The following is a 17,721-nucleotide window of genomic DNA, read 5'->3' on the forward strand; positions in this document are numbered from 1 at the left end:
CCCTTCGGTTTGATTTTATCTATTTATAAGTGTAATACAATAAGAATAGATAATAAGAAACAAGGGGGAATGTAAAGTGATTACACATATATCAGATATAAAACTACAAACGGTTTCTATAGAAGGGGTAAAACAAGTTTATAAAGACATATTATCTTTTCCAATAAAAAAAGAAACCGCATCATACATTCAATTTGAAGTAACACCGTATACAACAATTAGTTTTCAAGAAGTATATGAACCAATTGCACCTGCGCATTTCGCTTTTGAGATCCCATATTCAAAATTTCATGAAACGGCAAAATGGCTTAAAGAGTCTGGATTACTCATTGTGAAATGGAAAGATGGTCATACAATTGGTGAGGAGAATGGTCTATTTAATTTATACTTTAAAGATGGTGATGGAAATCTTCTCGAAATTATCGCACATAGTTATGTTAAAGAAGATGTATTAGTCCCGCATTCACCGTTAAACATTTTATACGTAAGGGAAATTGGTCTTCCGGTTAAAAGTGTACCTGTATTTACGGAATGGTTGAAATCAAATCTAGACATGAAAACGAAGGAAGATGGGGATATTTTCAACTTTGTTATAGGTGGCACTGCATATATCGTTGCAACCTGGTGGCAGCGACCGTGGATTCCAATCGCGATGAAAGCTTTACCACCGAAAGTACATGTTTCATTCGGAAAACCGGATCATGCGTTTTTACAACAAATCCAAAATAACTTTAAGAAAAATGGTGTTCCATTTGAAAGTAAATATACTGAAGTAGTGTTTATTCAACAAGGGTATTCATTTTCTGTTTTGCATACACCGGAGTTTCATTCCGATATTCCTAGAAAATTAAACTTACCACTTTCTATATAATTATAGGGAGGGGGAAGTTTTTTTATTTTCATGAAGAAGGGTTTCAGTATAATTACACTGAATTTATAGAGGACTATAAAGCGTTATTCTAATTTACTGTAAGGAGAGAAATGAATTGAATCTAGGAAATCCGATAGCCAAAGGAAATACGGCTGAAATTTATCTTTGTGATAATAAAGTTGTGAAATTGTTTAAAGAATGCCTCCCTAATACAGAATCTCTATACGAAGCACAAAAACAAAAGTATGCATATTCATGTGGTTTACACGTTCCTAAAGTATTTGAAGTTACAGAGATACAAGGTAGACAAGCTATTATTATGGAATATGTAGAAGGAGAAAGTGTTGGTGAGCTTTTGCTTAATAATTTGAGTAAAGCGGAGCATTACATAAGTATATGTGTTAGTGTACAACAAAAGATTCATGCGATCTATGTGAGATCGGATGAAATAGAGCTGATGGAAAAGAGGCTTTATCGTCAAATTAACTCCGTACATGATCTGGATGAAAAACAAAAGGGAAATATATTAAAAAAGTTAGATTCAATCACATTTGAACCTAGATTATGTCATGGTGATTTTCATCCGTTTAATTTAATTATGAGTAATGGTGATGTGAATATTATAGATTGGGTTGATGCTAGTTCAGGTGATATTCGTGCAGATGTGTTTCGGACATACTTATTGTATTCACAGAATTCAGTGGAATTAGCTGAAATGTATTTACATATATATTGCAAAAAAACAGGTTTATTAAGAGATGAAATTTTCCAGTGGGCTTCTATTATTAGCGCAGCTAGATTGGCAGAGAGTACACCTCTGTAAATAAAAGATGTTTTCAAGTATTTATTTTGATCCCTATTAAAATAGTGAATCATTTATTTTTTTACTCATTGATTCTCTTCGTTATTTTTCTTGCTAATTCTTCTCGGTTTGTCATATACTTAAAAGAGACCAAACGTTTTCTTTTAGGAGGACACAATGCGTAAAGGTGAATTAACAAAAAGAATGATTCTTGATCGTTCCTCTGCTCTGTTTAATGTAAAGGGCTATAGTGGTTCTTCAATTTCTGATATTATGCGAGAGACTGGGCTGGAGAAGGGTGGTATTTATCGTCACTTTAAAAATAAAGATGACTTGGCTGTTCAAGCCTTTCAGCACGCAACTTCACAAATGGGAGTGCGTTATGTCGAAGAGATAAAAAAAGCATCCAATACGTTGGATAAGTTAAAAACTTTTATTTCAGTTTTTACATCTCTCATTAATAATGATCCTCTTCCTGGAGGGTGTCCAATCATGAACGTAACGTTAGAAGCAGATGATTCCCATCCTCTCATGGCAGTACAAGCACAGATAGCGATGAATCAATTACTTGGAATAATTGAAAAGATTATTACGTATGGAATTGAGCAAGGAGAGTTAAAACCAGATATTCAAGCAAAGCAGATTGCTATCATCTGGATTTCTTCTCTTGAAGGAGCACTTGCCTTGTCACGCTTATACCAAGATACAGTCTATATTGATACAGTATCGTCACGACTTTTAGATGAATTGGAAAAACAAATTACGGCCAAGTAAGCCGTAATTTTTATCGCTGAAAAGAGACTGTTCGGTTTCTTTTTTAGGGGGTGATCACTTAATAGAAATTCCATAATGGAACTATGAAAAAACGGATGAGAGAAGAATGGTACTAATACAAAATAGTAAATTGAAAAATGTGTAGAGTATGAACAATTTCGGCCTACCTGTTTCTAATTTTTGGAGGAGTGTGAAAAAGGATATGAGAGAAATAGAAACAATCGTAATTGGCTCTGGACCTGGAGGATATGTTGCTGCAATAAGAGCTTCACAATTAGGGAAACAAGTGGCAATTATAGAAAGAGAGAATCTTGGTGGCGTATGTGCTAACGTCGGCTGCATTCCATCTAAGGCACTTATTTCTGTAGGTCATCGTTTTGAGGAAACAAAGCATTCAGAAAATATGGGTATTTTTTCTTCTGGTGTAAATGTTGATTTTGCAAAAGTACAAGAATTTAAAAACAACGTTGTAAAGAAATTAGTAGGTGGTGTAGAAGGGTTATTAAAAAGCAATAAAGTAGAAGTGATAAAAGGTGAAGCTTATTTCATGGATGCTAATACTATACGAGTAACCAATAAAGATGCAGCTCAAACATATACATTTAAAAATGCAATTATAGCTACTGGATCACGCCCAGTTGAAATTCCAGCATTTAAATTTACAAAACGTGTGATTAACTCTACAGGTGCACTTAGTTTAACTGAAGTTCCAAGTAAATTGGTTGTAATCGGTGGTGGTTACATTGGTACTGAATTGGGCTCTGCTTACGCTTCCCTCGGTTCTATAGTAACAATTATTGAAGGAGGTAAAGATATTTTAACTGGCTTCGATAAACAAATGACTCAAATTGTGAAAGAAGACCTTATAAACAAAGGTGTTACAATAATAGTAGATGCATCCGCTAAAGGTGTTGAAGAAGTTGAAAATGGTGTAATTGTTACCTACGAAATTGGTGGTGAAGAAAAGAAAGTTGACGCTGATTACGTATTAGTAACGGTTGGCCGTCGTCCTAATACTGAAAATATGGGTTTTGAAAAAATCGGTATTGAGTTTTCTGACCGCGGTTTATTAAAAGTTGATCAACAATGCCGTACTAACCTTCCGAACATTTTTGCTATCGGTGATATTATTGCTGGTCCACAGCTTGCACATAAAGCATTTTACGAAGGAAAAGTAGCTGCTGAAGCTATTTCTGGTGAACTATCATGTGTTGATTACTTGGCAATTCCAGCAGTTTGTTTCACAAATCCTGAATTAGCTACAGTTGGTTATACTGAAGAGCGAGCAAAGGCAGAAGGCATGGAAGTAAAAGTGATTCAATCCCCATTTTCAGCAAACGGTCGTGCACTTGTATCAAATGAAGGAAAAGGGTTCTTGAGGCTATTGGTGCGTAAAGAAGATGGTGTATTAGTAGGTGCTCAAATCGTGGGTAATGGTGCATCAGAAATAATTGCCGAAATGGGTTTAGCAATTGAATCAGGCATGACAGTTGAAGATATTGCATTAACACCACATGCTCAACTAACTTTAAGTGAGATTGTGATGGAAGCTGCTGAGGCCTTAATTTACAATTTTAAATAAATATTAATTAATAAAAATTGGATTGCTTCGTTTTTTAGAAATTCTAAATAAAATAAATGTAGAGATAAATAAATATGTAAAAAACAATCTTTACTAATAAACTTCTTAATAACATATTATGGCTAATTGAGCCGTTTTTTTACCGTGAAAAAGAGACTGTTCGGTTTCTTTTTGTGAGAGGATTTATTCATTTATTAGAGAATTAAAAGTCGAATTATGGAAAACAAATATGAGAGGAGAATACAAATGAGTCAATTTGTTAATTCAACAATGGAAGGTAAAAATTTTAGTGCTGTTCAAGTAGGAAAGTGGGAGGATCTGCTTCAATATAAAAATGGAAATCCATTTAAAGCTCCTGGAAAGGTATTTCTTAAAGATGACTTACAATGTACCGGGATGGAAGTTTCACTAAATGTTTTCCCTCCAGGCATTTCAATGCCCTTTTATCATAAGCATAGAGAAAATGAAGAGCTGTATATCTTCGTCAAAGGACAAGGGGAATTCAAGATTGATGATGAAATTCTTGAAATCAAAGAGGGTACTGTCATAAGGGTGGCACAAGAGGGGGAAAGAATTTGGCGTAACAATTCAAGTGAACCTCTCTATTTTATTTGTATTCAAGCTAGGGCAAATACTTTGGAAGAAAGTAATATCGAGGATGGTATTAAGTTAGATAAATCCGTTGAATGGATTGAAAAATAGGTGCCACTGTACGATTAAATATCGTTTCGCTCCTTGTATTTTGTCTTTTGAAGAAAACTTATCTATAGAAAAGTACACCCAATTGTTAAACTGAATGTAACAATTGGGTGTACTTCATAGGAAACCAACTGTGTTTAAAGAATGGCTTTTTTCAATCTTTATTCTATAAAGGTTCATTATTCGTACTTGTTCCTCAGTTAACTCTTCTTTATTCCAATACATATGCATTAAACTATATTCGAATATCTCCTTTAATTTAATAAACAATGGAAGCTGCTCTATCATTTCTATAGGTAGATCATTTTCCTCCTGGTATCCGTCGATTATTGCTTTTGTAATAGAATTCTCATAGTCGACTATGTTACCATTCCCAACGAAAGAATATTCTATCGCGCTATAGACTGGAACAGCTAAATCGAATATGTAAAAATGTTTTTCACAGTCTTGAAAATCAATCATTGTTAAATTTAAATCATTGTCCACTAATATGTTTTCTAACCATAAATCTCCATGAATTAAGCCGTAATTTGAAGTGGACTTTGGCAGCTCCTTTATAGAAGTTAAAACGTCAGATGCAATTTCTCTTATAGTAGTCTCTTCTTTTGGGATATAGTTAAGAAAATTATACTCTTCATTTTGATACCAGTCGTTTATATGTTTTACTGGTTCAATACTTTCAAAATTTTTAGATGCACGATGTAATTTACCAATTTGTTGACCAAGCTTTTTAAATACATTAGAATTCCATTCGTTTCTTGGTAAATGTATACCAGGAGCAGCTTTATATAATACAGCAAAAACTTCTTTGTCTAATGTTATTTTCTCTACTAAATTCCCCTTTAAAGAAGGTATTATGGGAGGGACTCCTAAGCCCTTTTGATATAAAAATTTCGTATATGTAACTTCTTCTAATTGCTCTTCATATGTTTTATAGTTTGTAATTCTAACGAAGTAAGTACCTTGTGCTGTGAGACATTGATACATTTCATTTGTTATTGGTTTCATTTCAATAAAATCCAATGGATATAGTTTATTAATTAGTTTAAGTATCTCTTTTTCTATATTATTCATTTTAACTTCCTTTCCAAACATAAATTTTCCACTTACAAAACTACTAGTTCCTTAACTTACAAATTTCGTGTTTTATTTGGTAGAATCCTTTAAAAAAGATTTATCACGTAAAAGTCCGATTAGTATGGGATAATAATCAGTGGGGAGGAACAAACTTCCCACTGATTAAAGTTTCACTTTATTAGAAAGTTAAGTAAATGTATGGAAAAATAAGATAGCTGAAAAAATATGAAATGAGTAATTACATATGATATTTAAAGGTTCTAGAGGGTGGTTAATGTTATAAACCACAAGAAATATCAAAAGAAAGAAGTGGATACTTCTTATAATATTTAGTGAGGAGGGAGATAAATGAATGAACATATACAGCTAATGATTGAATGGATTGAGGGCAATTTAAAAAAGGAGTTTTCATTAGATAAATTATCTGATTATATGGGGTATTCTCCTTACTTCTGTTCGTTTAAATTTCATCAAGTAACAGGGATAAGTATTAGACGATATATTCTTCTTAGAAGATTGTATTTATCAACGGAAGATTTGACGAATGATAGAAAGATAATTGATATCGCATTTGATTACGATTACTCTTCGCAAGAGGCTTATAGTAGAGCATTTAAAACTGTTTTTGGTATAACCCCAGGAAAATTCCAACTTAACAAAATACCGGTTCAATCATTTATTAAACTCTCAATCAATGATGGCAAGGAGTGGGATAGAATGAATTTTTCTAGAAAAATTGAAGTTAATCAGTTACGGAATGCGAAGAGTGGGCTGTTTGATAAAGATGTACTAAACATATTAAATGGTCAATTTATGTATGAAGAATTTAAAAGTGAAAGACTAATGGGAGAGTCTGATTACGCTCCATTTAATGAAGCTATGTGTGTAAATGCGACTACTGCACAGATTTTTGATGATGAGTTTATTAAAACAAGGGCAGAAGGACACCAAGGTACTGTAGAAAATTATATGAAAAAGGTTATTCATCCTTTAGAGAATCTTTTTAAAAAAGAGTATAAATGTATCGTTTTATGGTTTGGTGAGGATATGTTTTGCCAAATGAATCTACTTACCGTACTTTCTTACCTTGAACAGTCTGATTATAAGGGAAAAGTATACTTAAATAGCTTCAGAGAGGATGAATTTAAAGTAAGTCAAATTGAACTTGAATTAGGGAACTATTTTTCTGTTTACAATGAAGTTCTAGTAAATCATAAAAAGCCATCTCATGAGATACTACCTGTAATGTATCAGGCGATAGATTTATATTTAGAGATGCTAAAAGAAAATAATGTAGTAGTAAAGTATATCTCCAAAAATAAAGATTTACCAACACAAGAGTTACTAAAAAGGATGTTTAATCTTTTCCAAACAATAGGATATGGGGACCTACAATATATAGAGCTTATTAATAAAGCGAGATGAAAATTGAAAATAATTAGAAGAGAATACAGTAAAAAAGATGCACCTAAAAGTATAGGTGCATCTTTTTTACTTATATTTATTCAAGTAAATTTAATTCCTCTTCTACAAATGCCATTAATTCTTTTATTGTCTCACTAGAAAAATCAAAACGAATTCCAGCTGCTTCATATACCTCTGGTAAGGATTCAGAGCTACCTAGAGATAATGCTTTTTTGTAATTTTGTAGTGCTTGTTTAGGATTCTCTTTGTATTGTTTATACATTTGCAATGCACCAAGTTGCGCGATTGCATATTCGATATAATAGAATGGTATTTCGAATATGTGTAGTACAGGTAACCAGCCAGTTGCTATCCAGTTTTCATAACCTTCAATATTTACCACATTCGATTGGTAAGTGTTATGTAATTCTAAATATTTTTCATTTCTTTCTTTAGCAGTATGATTTGGATTTTCATACATCCAATGTTGGAATTGATCAACGATAAGCATTTGTGGTAAATACTTAACAATATCTTTAAAGAAATCTAATTTTGCTTTTATAAATTCTTCTGTATTCTCATAAAATGTATCCCAATACTCCATCGAAAACAATTCCATTGTCATGCTGGCTAGCTCAGCTGATTCTGAAGGGATTTCTAAATATTTTTGTAGCTTTAGCTGCTTCATACATTCATTATGAATACTATGGCCCATTTCATGGAGGAAAGTAGTAACATCATAATGTGTATGATTGAGATTCATAAAAATAAAAGATAATTGAGAAGCAGGTAAGTGTTCGCAAAATCCTCCAGGTGCTTTTCCTTTACGACTTTCTAAATCTAAGCAATCATTTTTATGCATACGGCTCAATAATGCAGAAAATTCTGGGTCTAGTTTTTGTAAAATATGAGAACTTTTTTCGATTAAATCACTCTCGTCTTCAATGGGTTTTAATACTTTTTGATTTGGTGCGGCTGCTTTTAGATCCCACGGACGAAGTGTATCTACTTGAAGTTCAGCTTTTTTCTCATTAAATATATTATCAATAAGTGGCACAACGTATTTACGAACGGATTCTGCAAGTTCATAGCAATCATCAGCCGTATAATCAAAACGTTCATGTTTTTTAAACATATAATCACGATAATTATCTAATTGAATGTTTTTTGCCTTTTGGTGACGGATTGCAATTAATTCATTTAAAATATGTTGTAAATTATTTTCAACAGATAAGAATTTTTCAGAAATGAGCGTTTTTGCTTTTTTTCGTATATCACGATTCGGATTTTGTAAGTAAGACTGTAGTTCAGTAATTGTTTTTTCTTCGCCATCCCATAGTGCAGTCAAACTGCCTGTAATTTCGAAGTACTCGGTTGCTAATTTGTCTTCTTTTACTTCTAAATCAATGTTCTTTTCACAAAATAATGTTTGCGCATTTTTTATTTTTTTATCTAGTAAGCTATAAGTTTTTGGATCAAGTTGCATTCGAAATGGTGACTCTAAATATTTATTATCAAAGGAATTTTGATAACGTTTCAAAAGAGGCCTTACATATTGTTGATCATATTCAAACGTATCTTTTATTTCTTTGTTATCTGTATTACATTGAAAGTCAATATAGTGTGATCTCAATTGTTCTTCGATTTCCCATATTAATTTCGACTGTGTTTTCAGCCAATTTTCTAAATCTTCTCCTGAAGAAATGGGTTTACTTAATAAAGTAGATAATTCGTTCTCTAGCTCATGTATATTACGGATATCGATCGTATTAGAGTTCTGCATTATTTACCCCTCACTTTTTATTTACTCAAGGAGGTATTCTTCTTTTTCGCTATGATTCCTTTTTTTCCTAGAAAATTTGTGCCTATTACTCCAAGAACAATCATAAGTGTACCGACAATATGATAGTAGGCAATTTGCTCGTGTAAGAATACAACGCCTGCGATAATGGTAATAAGTGTAGATAAGTTGCTAAAAACACTTATTTTGGCTGCTTCAATATAAGATAGCGAATAGTTTAATAATAATGCTGTCAGTAAGGAAGATAGTAATCCTAAATATAAAATGGAGATAAGGAATGTTCCATTCGTAAATGGCTTAAAGTATACAGTTATTGTACCTTTGTTCATATGGTCAATGATTGCGATGAAATTAAAACTAATAAAACCGATTGCTGTCATTGTGTATGTTAAATCCATCAGCTTGAATTTCTTTGTCATTTTTCGAGCTAATACATTGTAGCAAGCAGATGATAATGCCGATAATAAAATGAGAATAACACCGATAAAGCTCGTTTCATGAGCCCCTATACCATTCATAACAAATATATAAATGACACCTATGACAGAAATACATACTGATGTTTTTTGCCATGTATTCGTATATTCTTTTAAAAAATAGGAAGCTAGTATCATCGTAAATATAGGGATCGCTGCTTGTATAATTCCAGCTTCAGATGAACTTGTATATACTAAGCCAAATGCTTGGAAAGCAAAGAACAATGCTGGATAAAATATTGCGAGTGGTAAAAGTGTAAGTATGTTTTTAAATGATATATTTAACTTTACAAAACCGAAAATAACCGGAATGGTTGCTGCTATGAAGGCAACTGTAAAACGGTGAGCCAGAGTATCAAGAGGACTCGTAATGGTTAGTGCTAGTTTCACAAACATAAATGAAAACCCAATAATAAATGAATAGAGTAATGCTGATATATATGCTTTTGTTGTATTTGTCATAATTCCACCTCATAGTAGTTGATTTCTTACTGGCCAGTATACGTACATAGTAATCCTTCTGATCTAGTGCTACAATGTGAACAAATACAAACTGTACCGGTACAAAAAAATAGGAGGTGTAATGATGTATAAATATTTACATGTTTTGAACGACTTAGAAAGTATGATTCAAAATGGTGAGATAAAAGAAGGAAAGAAATTACCGTCTATACGGTCGCTTGTTACACAATATGAATGTAATAAGGCGACTGTAATACGAGCGCTGTATGAATTGGAAAAGCGTCATATTATTTATTCTGTACCTCAAAGTGGGTACTACGTTGTTAAGAAATCTGGAAGTTACGTAGAAAGTAACGAGATTATTGATTTCGCTTCTTCGGCCCCAGATCCAGATGTTTTTCCATACTTAGATTTTCAGCATTGCATTAATAAAGCGATTGATACCTATAAGAATGATTTGTTTATATACGGAACACCGAAAGGGTTACCATCTTTAATTTCGGTTGTGCAAAAACAGTTAGCAAACTATCAAGTTTTCACAAAGGAAGACAATATATTTATAACGTCAGGTGTGCAGCAGGCGCTTGCAATACTAACTTCTATACCATTTCCGAATGAAAACGAAACGATATTAATTGAACAGCCAACATATCATTTATATATTGAATATGTAGAAATAAATAAAATTCCTGTAATCGGCATTAAACGTACGAATGAAGGCATCGACTTGAATGAATTAGAACGTATATTTCGAACAGGAAAAATAAAATTCTTTTATACGATACCGAGATATCATCATCCACTTGGAACGTCTTATTCTAAAGATGAGAAAGAAAAAATCGTGCTATTGGCCAAGAAGTATAATGTATTTATAGTGGAAGATGATTATTTAGCAGATTTAGAAACTGATTCAAAAGTAGATCCGTTTTACAGCCAAGATAATTGTAATCATGTTATATATTTAAAAAGTTATTCGAAGATCATCTTTCCTGGTTTGCGAGTCGGTGTTGCAGTCATCCCGCAATCCATTGCAGATGCCTTTTATAAGTATAAAAAGATTTTAGATATCGATAGTCCTATGATTTCGCAAGCTGCTTTAGAAATTTACATAAAGAGCGGAATGTTTGATCGGCATAAACATAAAATAAAAGCATCTTACTACAATAGGTCAAAAAAACTAGCGGCAGTAGTAGAAGGTGTTCAAAATGAAAATCCACATTTGTTTACTTCTAGAACAGTAGATCCAATTGGAATACACACTTGTTTACAGTTGAAAAAAATATAGTCACGGACACATTTATTAAAAATTTAAGCAAGAGTCAAATAAGTATAGATTCTATTGATAAAAATTATTTAAGTAACTTTCATAAAGAGAGATTGTTAAAGTTAAATGTATCTAATGTAAAAGAAGAAAAGATTGAAGAAGGGATTGGCAAAGTAATTGGGGAAATAAAACGAACGAACCGTGTGGATTTTCAGTTTAAAAAAGAATAAAAATTATGAGGGGGTGTGTTTTGAATAGAATAGCCTTTTTTGTATGTATTGCTCTTATTGATTCACAATATTATTGTTTAATTACAAAAAAATCGTTACGTTCATGATCTTCCATTAAAAGGGTATTTTCTTGAATGTGGATAAGAGAATGGGTTATTTATATGTGAATTAAAGGTAATTCAGAAGGTGTTATTTCGGTTTAGTATGTGGAAATATTACTCAACATTATGGAGGAGATCGATTATGAGCAATACACAGACATTACGAGGGCTAACCACAGTTAGTTTTTGGACAGATAATCTAGCAGCCGCAAAGAAATGGTACGCTGACCTATTAGGAAGTGAACCATACTTTGAACGTCCAGGATATGCCGAATTTCGCATTGGCGACTACCAACACGAGCTAGGTTTAATCGATAGCCGTTATGCGCCAGCTGATTCAGTGACCGGCCCATCTGGCTCTATAGTGTACTGGCATGTTGATGATGTAACAGCAACTTTCAATAAGCTACTGTCTATGGGAGCAAAAGAGTATGAGGCACCTACAGAGCGCGGCGTGGGATTCATCACGGCTTCCGTAGTTGATCCCTTCGGAAACATATTAGGCATTATGTACAATCAGCACTATTTAGATGTGCTGATTTCGAACGAAAAAGCGTGAACATCGCTGTTGCACTACAAGGTATAGGGTGCAATGCTAATCAAATTTAATTCATATTATTTTACCCCTTTCTTAAAAACAGAACGGGGTTATGCTTGTTTTAGGTTCGTAAACGTAAAGTAAATCCAAGATATATAATAAAAAATACTCGAGAGTAAGCTCTTAAATAACAGTTTACCTTCAGTTTCTATAATACAACCTAATAACTATTAATATATATAGTAGATATTTACTTTATAAAATAAGGGGGAATATTATGACTGAAACAAACGAATTTTCAGGAGTAAATTTAAAAAAAGATGTGAAGTTTTCAATTATAATCCCTGCACACAATGAAGAAAAGTACATTAAAAAATGTTTGGATTCAATTGCAAAGGCATCAGAGGCATATAAAGATCAAACTGAAGTCATAGTTGTTTTAAATCGCTGCACAGATAACACAGAAGAAATAGCAAAGTCTTATAACTGTATTACATTAAAAAATAACGATAAAAACTTATCCAAAATCCGAAATGCAGGGGCCAAAATAGCTAGTGGAGAAATAATCATTACTATAGATGCTGATACCCAAATGACAGAGTTTATGTTGTCTAATGTAGACAAATATTTAGCTTCAGGTAAATACATTGGTGGTGGGGTAACTGGGAAGTTTGAAAGGATGTCTTTAGGAATATTCGTTTCCGCAATGTTAATAATAATCCCCTTACTTTTTAAGTATGGAGCTATATCTGTAGGGATTTTTTGGTGCTATAGAAAAGACTTTATGGCAAACAACGGATTTAATGAAAACATGCTTATGGCCGAAGATGCAGATTTCGCTAAACGATTAAAAGAATGGGGAAAGCAAAATAATAAGAAATTCGGTACAATTAAAAATGGAATGATAACTTCATGCAGAAGATTTGATAAATATGGAGACTGGGCTTTACTTAAAAATCCAAAAGTAATCTTAGCTTATCTAAAAGGAAAGGATAAAAAATACGCAGATAAAACATATTATGATACCCAAGAAAGGTAACTGTGAAGATTCCTAAACAAATCACCCTCAAATGAACTGGTGAATCAAGATAAATAACTGCAAGTTGAGTTTGTGGTAAATTTACTTTAAAATGTATTACTCTAACTAATTAAACTTGATCATAGCAACTAAGGAGAATCACATGAAACCATTACAAGGTAAAATAGCAGTTGTGGCCGGAGCAACACGAGGCGCCGGAAGAGGTATTGCGATGATGCTTGGTGAAGCCGGTGCAACTGTATATGTAACAGGAAGAAGTACAAAAGGGAATTTATCCTGTATGGGAAGAACTGAAACGATTGAAGAAACGGCAGAGCTTGTTACAAAGCAAGGCGGAAAAGGAATCGCAGTTCGTGTTGATCATACGGTAGAAGAAGATATTAAAGCATTATTTACAAAGATTCAAGACGAACAAAATGGACAGCTTGATATTTTAGTAAACGATGTTTGGGGCGGCGATCCTTTAACAGAATGGGAGAAACCTTTCTGGGAACACAACCTACATAACGGACTACTTATGCAACAAAGAGCTGTTCATTCTCATATAATGACAAGCCATTACGGTGTACCATTAATGGTGAAAAATAAAATGGGACTTGTTATTGAAATTACAGATGGAGTCGATTATCAATATCGAGGTAATTTGTACTATAGTTTAGCAAAAGTCTCAACAATTCATTTAGCAGAAGCTATGGCGAAAGATTTAGAACAACACAATATTACAGCTGTCGCAGTTAGTCCAGGATTCCTTCGTTCAGAAGCGATGTTAGATATATTTGGTGTAACAGAGGAGAATTGGCGAGAAGGAGCTAAACAAGACCCTCATTTTATCGCATCAGAAACTCCTTTCTTTGTTGGAAGAGCAGTAGCAGCTTTAGCAAGTGATCCAAATGTTCATGAAAAAACGGGACGAGCGTTAAGTTCATGGGAATTAGGAAGAGAGTATGGATTTACAGATATGGATGGAAGACGCCCAGATTGGGGGAAATATTTTGAGGAGAATGTTTTGAATCAAAATTAATGTTTTTAGAGCACTCAATAGCTGAGTGCTCTTGTTCTTTATACAATACGCAAATAATAAAGTCCTTTTAAAAATAAAATGGTTATTTAAAAAGCATTGGTACAAATGAAATACAGTCAAAAATAAAGTGACAAATCCAACTTACCCAAATACTTTTTGAATTTTTCCATATATAATTTAGTGCTAATCTAATTGGGATTATAGTTATTAATAACTGCATTGGCACAAAACCATAAGCTGGAATATGCCACAAAGCGAACAACAAACTACATATTAATGATGCCGTGCCAAATTTTAATCCTAATTTTTGTAATGCGATAATTATATTAGTGCAAATCAACTCTTCACCCATTAACATAAAGGGTACACGGAATAAAATCATAGAAATACTTATTACTTCAGCAACGGAATTTTTAGTTGCAGGTTCAAAAATGTAACTGAATATTAAGTTGGAAGCCATACCTACGATAATTGTTAAAGGCAAACCCCAAAGTAATGTCTTGAAATTAAAATGTTTAAATTGCTCTAATGATATTTTTCCTAAAAAATAGTATCCTATAATTCCACATAATACAAGATTCCATAAAGCTTCAAGAATCATCCTCAATACTTCAGGTATATTATCTCCTAACACTGCGAAAAGTTGATATACAATCCCGGAAATAATTAATAATCCCAAAGCCAAAAGGGATTTCGAATCAATTTTCTTCTCTGTTTCTATAATCTTTGTTTCCACAACTACCCCTTCTTTCTTATTATTTCATTGATTACGAATATATAATAGCACATTGTTCTCCAAAATAATGGTAATTGAGACGATCATAATAATTTTATTTTTCCAAATCAGTAAGTCCAAGATTAGGAGATTCCTTGCAAGAATCATTTAGACCAAAACCTATTATTAATGTCGTGATTGAAATAAAGCAATTATTAAACAAAAATAATAATCGCCCATCAAATTTATGAGTAGGCGATTAATGTATTTCTAAGAACAAAATTAAACAACTTTATTATCTGTACACATATATCGCATAAAACATTTTTTAACTTCATTAAATATATAGGGAATCATTACCAAAAAAATGATATCCTTAAAGTATAGTCTATATTTTGTATAGGAGGGTGATGGAGTCTATGGCGGTACGTATAGTCGATGATTTACAACAATTCTCTTTATTACTTATGTTTTTGAGTACATTAATATTTTACAGATACTTAAAGAAGATTAAACGAGAGAGAAAACTAACTTCTTTCGAATGGACAATGTATTTTGTCACTCAATTCGCGACTTCTATTTGGGCAATTACTTATTTTATTAAATTCTTGTCTGAATCGTAAGTTACATTAAACCATTTTAGTTTACTGGGTTATTGTTATCTATTAGGGATATAAATATAGTCCGTATCTAAGTCAATGACGACATCGGTCTTAATGTCTTCTTGTAATGACTTTGGAATGTTTTCAAAATGATAACGTACACAAAATAAATTTATAAGCTCCTCATTAGATAACTCTTCATTTTTTACGTTAAAATACATTTTTTTAACTTACTGATAGAACAGTTATGACCAATAACATACTCATTAATTCCATATCCATCAAATTCAATTATCATGTTATCACTATTGGTTGCTAGCCAACATTATAGCTTTAATTTTGGATGAATCTTTCATATTGATTATTATAGCTTAAAGTTTAGTGTGAATATATTTTTATAAAGTGAGAGGATTTCAATGGAACAATATAAATTAGTTTTAGAAGGATCTAAACAGTTAAAGTGGGAAACGGGTGAAATTAGGCCCATACAGGATGATGAAATTATCGTTAAAACAATCGCAGGTGCAATAAGTATTGGGACAGAGTTACCACAGTATAAAGAATCGGATATTTCAGATGTTAATCCTTTATATCCGAGAGAAACTGGATATGAAAGTTATGGTGAGGTTATTCAAGTTGGTAGTAAAGTAACAAATTTAAGCGTAGGCGATAAAGTAGTTTCTTTTTATGGGCATCAAACGATAGGAATAGTTAAGGGACATAAAGTAACTCGAGTACCTAGTTATATAAAGCCTAAAGTTGCCTTATTATCCATTCTGTCATGTGATGCTGCTAAAGGAGTATTAAAATTAAACCCACTACAGGATAAAAAAGTACTAATAACTGGCATGGGGGTTATGGGTTTACTCACATGTTATTTCTTAAAATATTATGTAGGTGTTGATCATGTGGATGTTGTTGAACCTAATAGAAATAGGAGAGAATTTGCAAAGAAATTTGGTGCAAAAAACATATATGATTCAGAAGAGAAAATAATAGAAACATATAGTTACGGTTTCGAATGTTCAGCTACAAATAGCGGATTCCGTACATTGCAAAAAGCACTTAACAGTAATGGTGTAATATGTATACTTTCTGATGGTAATAAAGTAGAACTAACATTAACCGCCGACTTTTATCGGAAAGAATTGCAAATCATAGGGTCAAGTGACGGATACGATTATCAAAAACATGCAGATTGTTTTTTTAGAAAAATAGAACAAACACCATTTATAGAAGAAATTTTTCAACATGAAATACATTATACTGCACTCATACAATGTTTTGAGGAACTGAGTCAAGGGATAATTAATCCTTTAAAAGTATACGTTTCATATGAATAATGAAAAACTAGCCAAATATTTGTCACATACCTTATATATGTCTTTTCTCAATTATGATATTCAAAATAAGAAGGAACACATATGAAAATTTTTGTAGCAGGTGCAACAGCACGTTCTTTAATACCAATGCCAATAAAAGAAGGTCATACTGTGTATGCAATGATTCGTAACGAATCACAAGTAGAAGCAAATGAAGAAAGTTGATGCTTTACCATTACTAGCTGGGAGAGAGGTGCTTCAAAGAATAAGGCATGTAAAGAGAATGGATACTTTAAAATATCATAAAAATCCTTTAATGGGAATACTAGTAAAATCCACTATTAAAGGATTGGGCTGTAATGAATATACTTTTTGAAAGCATTATTTTAATCCTCACTGGAATTATTGTTTTAAAATTGACAGGTAGTAAATCTGTTAGCCAAATGACGAGAGCTGAAATTATTATTGTGGTTTCTATAGGACGTATTATTGTAGAACCTATATTAAGTAGGAAAGTAGGCCCATCTATTTTTGCTGCGTTTATTTTTGCTAGTGTTTTACTTATTATTCATTTTTTTGAATTGAAATCACGAAAAGTAGAAAAGTTTCTAAATGGAAATAGCATTATTGTTATAGAAAACGGAGAAATCTTAAAAAAGAATTTATTACGCGCGAAAATGTCAGAACAACAATTATTTATGCATCTGAGAGAAAAAGGTATACATGAAATCAAGAATTTACAACAAGCAACTGTAGAAACGAATGGACGGATTGGGTATCAACTAACTACTAAGGCACAACCAGTTACTTTGGAAATGCTAGAAAAGCTTCTAGAGAAATGTAATCTGAAAAAATAGTTTTAGACTGAAAAGCGCTTCTTGTACATAAAGGCACTTTTCGCAAACGTGTAATAGTCCCTTCAGTAATCCTGAAGGGACTTT

General features: G+C 32.5%; 16 protein-coding genes and 3 pseudogenes. 14 read left to right on the forward strand and 5 right to left on the reverse strand.

What is annotated here, in order from left to right; translation table 11 throughout:
• The first annotated feature begins 76 nt into the window (after positions 1–76).
• From JFT95_RS10630 to JFT95_RS10650, 5 genes are all read left to right on the forward strand, one after another.
• Positions 77–871 carry a VOC family protein gene (locus JFT95_RS10630; protein WP_201052190.1) on the forward strand — a complete coding sequence of 265 codons (795 nt, stop codon included), beginning with the start codon at positions 77–79 and terminating at the stop codon, positions 869–871.
• 115 nt (positions 872–986) lie between these two features.
• Complete coding sequence (locus JFT95_RS10635; protein WP_201052191.1) at positions 987–1,694, forward strand: phosphotransferase family protein; 708 nt, start codon at positions 987–989, stop codon at positions 1,692–1,694.
• Positions 1,695–1,850: 156 nt separating this feature from the next.
• Positions 1,851–2,447 carry a TetR/AcrR family transcriptional regulator gene (locus JFT95_RS10640; RefSeq protein ID WP_201052192.1) on the forward strand — a complete coding sequence of 199 codons (597 nt, stop codon included), beginning with the start codon at positions 1,851–1,853 and terminating at the stop codon, positions 2,445–2,447.
• Positions 2,448–2,649: 202 nt separating this feature from the next.
• Positions 2,650–4,029, forward strand: a complete 1,380-nt coding sequence (lpdA, locus tag JFT95_RS10645; protein WP_201052193.1) for a dihydrolipoyl dehydrogenase — start codon at positions 2,650–2,652, stop codon at positions 4,027–4,029.
• Positions 4,030–4,275: 246 nt separating this feature from the next.
• Positions 4,276–4,731 (forward strand): cupin domain-containing protein, encoded by a 456-nt coding sequence (locus tag JFT95_RS10650; protein ID WP_002127529.1) that lies wholly within the window; start codon positions 4,276–4,278, stop codon positions 4,729–4,731.
• A gap of 114 nt (positions 4,732–4,845) precedes the next feature.
• On the opposite strand, the gene JFT95_RS10655 is transcribed toward JFT95_RS10650, so the two are convergent.
• On the reverse strand, positions 4,846–5,823 hold the full coding sequence (locus tag JFT95_RS10655; protein WP_201052194.1) for a phosphotransferase enzyme family protein: 978 nt from the start codon (positions 5,821–5,823) through the stop codon (positions 4,846–4,848).
• A 330-nt stretch (positions 5,824–6,153) separates the two neighbouring features.
• Between JFT95_RS10655 and JFT95_RS10660 the strand changes: the two genes are divergently transcribed.
• Complete coding sequence (locus JFT95_RS10660) at positions 6,154–7,230, forward strand: helix-turn-helix domain-containing protein (RefSeq protein ID WP_201052195.1); 1,077 nt, start codon at positions 6,154–6,156, stop codon at positions 7,228–7,230.
• A gap of 76 nt (positions 7,231–7,306) precedes the next feature.
• On the opposite strand, the gene JFT95_RS10665 is transcribed toward JFT95_RS10660, so the two are convergent.
• Positions 7,307–8,992 (reverse strand): M3 family oligoendopeptidase, encoded by a 1,686-nt coding sequence (locus JFT95_RS10665; RefSeq protein ID WP_201052196.1) that lies wholly within the window; start codon positions 8,990–8,992, stop codon positions 7,307–7,309.
• A 17-nt stretch (positions 8,993–9,009) separates the two neighbouring features.
• Positions 9,010–9,948 (reverse strand): DMT family transporter, encoded by a 939-nt coding sequence (locus tag JFT95_RS10670; RefSeq protein WP_000185903.1) that lies wholly within the window; start codon positions 9,946–9,948, stop codon positions 9,010–9,012.
• A gap of 124 nt (positions 9,949–10,072) precedes the next feature.
• Between JFT95_RS10670 and JFT95_RS10675 the strand changes: the two are divergent.
• The 4 genes and pseudogenes from JFT95_RS10675 to JFT95_RS10690 all read left to right on the forward strand — a co-directional run bounded on the left by JFT95_RS10675 (position 10,073) and on the right by JFT95_RS10690 (position 14,141).
• Positions 10,073–11,442: pseudogene (locus JFT95_RS10675) on the forward strand (aminotransferase-like domain-containing protein).
• Between the two features lie 243 nt (positions 11,443–11,685).
• Positions 11,686–12,102, forward strand: coding sequence for a VOC family protein (locus JFT95_RS10680; RefSeq protein WP_201052197.1), 417 nt, complete (start codon positions 11,686–11,688; stop codon positions 12,100–12,102).
• 256 nt (positions 12,103–12,358) lie between these two features.
• On the forward strand, positions 12,359–13,120 hold the full coding sequence (locus JFT95_RS10685) for a glycosyltransferase (protein ID WP_201052198.1): 762 nt from the start codon (positions 12,359–12,361) through the stop codon (positions 13,118–13,120).
• A gap of 142 nt (positions 13,121–13,262) precedes the next feature.
• Positions 13,263–14,141, forward strand: coding sequence for an SDR family oxidoreductase (locus JFT95_RS10690; RefSeq protein WP_002168316.1), 879 nt, complete (start codon positions 13,263–13,265; stop codon positions 14,139–14,141).
• Positions 14,142–14,223: 82 nt separating this feature from the next.
• Here JFT95_RS10690 and JFT95_RS10695 read toward each other — a convergent pair whose 3' ends face one another.
• The gene (locus tag JFT95_RS10695) at positions 14,224–14,877 is read right to left on the reverse strand and encodes a CPBP family intramembrane glutamic endopeptidase (RefSeq protein WP_002127542.1); all 654 of its coding nucleotides are present in this window, start codon (positions 14,875–14,877) and stop codon (positions 14,224–14,226) included.
• 398 nt (positions 14,878–15,275) lie between these two features.
• Here JFT95_RS10695 and JFT95_RS10700 point away from each other — a divergent pair, with 398 nt between their 5' ends.
• On the forward strand, positions 15,276–15,479 hold the full coding sequence (locus JFT95_RS10700; protein WP_000290880.1) for a hypothetical protein: 204 nt from the start codon (positions 15,276–15,278) through the stop codon (positions 15,477–15,479).
• 35 nt (positions 15,480–15,514) lie between these two features.
• On the opposite strand, the pseudogene JFT95_RS29550 reads toward JFT95_RS10700, so the two are convergent.
• Positions 15,515–15,756, reverse strand: a pseudogene (locus JFT95_RS29550) (hypothetical protein).
• Positions 15,757–15,874: 118 nt separating this feature from the next.
• On the opposite strand from JFT95_RS29550, the gene JFT95_RS10705 reads away from it, so the two are divergent.
• The 3 genes and pseudogenes from JFT95_RS10705 (at position 15,875) to JFT95_RS10715 (ending at position 17,637) form a co-directional block, all read left to right on the forward strand.
• Entirely contained in the window at positions 15,875–16,801 is a 927-nt protein-coding gene (locus tag JFT95_RS10705) for a zinc-dependent alcohol dehydrogenase (RefSeq protein ID WP_201052199.1), read from the forward strand.
• An 81-nt stretch (positions 16,802–16,882) separates the two neighbouring features.
• Positions 16,883–17,156: pseudogene (locus tag JFT95_RS30005) on the forward strand (hypothetical protein).
• Positions 17,140–17,637, forward strand: coding sequence for a DUF421 domain-containing protein (locus JFT95_RS10715; RefSeq protein ID WP_201052200.1), 498 nt, complete (start codon positions 17,140–17,142; stop codon positions 17,635–17,637). Before JFT95_RS30005 ends, JFT95_RS10715 begins: the two are co-directional and overlap by 17 nt.
• The last annotated feature ends 84 nt before the right edge of the window (positions 17,638–17,721 follow it).

This window comes from Bacillus sp. TH17, from assembly GCF_016651125.1.
In the GTDB taxonomy this organism is placed as follows: domain Bacteria; phylum Bacillota; class Bacilli; order Bacillales; family Bacillaceae_G; genus Bacillus_A; species Bacillus_A mycoides.

What these genes read in the sequence shown, in the direction of transcription:
- JFT95_RS10640 (WP_201052192.1), top strand. Translation starts at nt 1,851, where the DNA reads ATGCGTAAAGGTGAATTAACAAAAAGAATGATTCTTGATCGTTCCTCT.
- lpdA (WP_201052193.1), top strand. Translation starts at nt 2,650, where the DNA reads ATGAGAGAAATAGAAACAATCGTAATTGGCTCTGGACCTGGAGGATAT.
- JFT95_RS10650 (WP_002127529.1), top strand. Translation starts at nt 4,276, where the DNA reads ATGAGTCAATTTGTTAATTCAACAATGGAAGGTAAAAATTTTAGTGCT.
- JFT95_RS10655 (WP_201052194.1), bottom strand. Translation starts at nt 5,823, where the DNA reads ATGTTTGGAAAGGAAGTTAAAATGAATAATATAGAAAAAGAGATACTT.
- JFT95_RS10660 (WP_201052195.1), top strand. Translation starts at nt 6,154, where the DNA reads ATGAATGAACATATACAGCTAATGATTGAATGGATTGAGGGCAATTTA.
- JFT95_RS10665 (WP_201052196.1), bottom strand. Translation starts at nt 8,992, where the DNA reads ATGCAGAACTCTAATACGATCGATATCCGTAATATACATGAGCTAGAG.
- JFT95_RS10670 (WP_000185903.1), bottom strand. Translation starts at nt 9,948, where the DNA reads ATGACAAATACAACAAAAGCATATATATCAGCATTACTCTATTCATTT.
- JFT95_RS10680 (WP_201052197.1), top strand. Translation starts at nt 11,686, where the DNA reads ATGAGCAATACACAGACATTACGAGGGCTAACCACAGTTAGTTTTTGG.
- JFT95_RS10685 (WP_201052198.1), top strand. Translation starts at nt 12,359, where the DNA reads ATGACTGAAACAAACGAATTTTCAGGAGTAAATTTAAAAAAAGATGTG.
- JFT95_RS10690 (WP_002168316.1), top strand. Translation starts at nt 13,263, where the DNA reads ATGAAACCATTACAAGGTAAAATAGCAGTTGTGGCCGGAGCAACACGA.
- JFT95_RS10700 (WP_000290880.1), top strand. Translation starts at nt 15,276, where the DNA reads ATGGCGGTACGTATAGTCGATGATTTACAACAATTCTCTTTATTACTT.
- JFT95_RS10705 (WP_201052199.1), top strand. Translation starts at nt 15,875, where the DNA reads ATGGAACAATATAAATTAGTTTTAGAAGGATCTAAACAGTTAAAGTGG.
- JFT95_RS10715 (WP_201052200.1), top strand. Translation starts at nt 17,140, where the DNA reads ATGAATATACTTTTTGAAAGCATTATTTTAATCCTCACTGGAATTATT.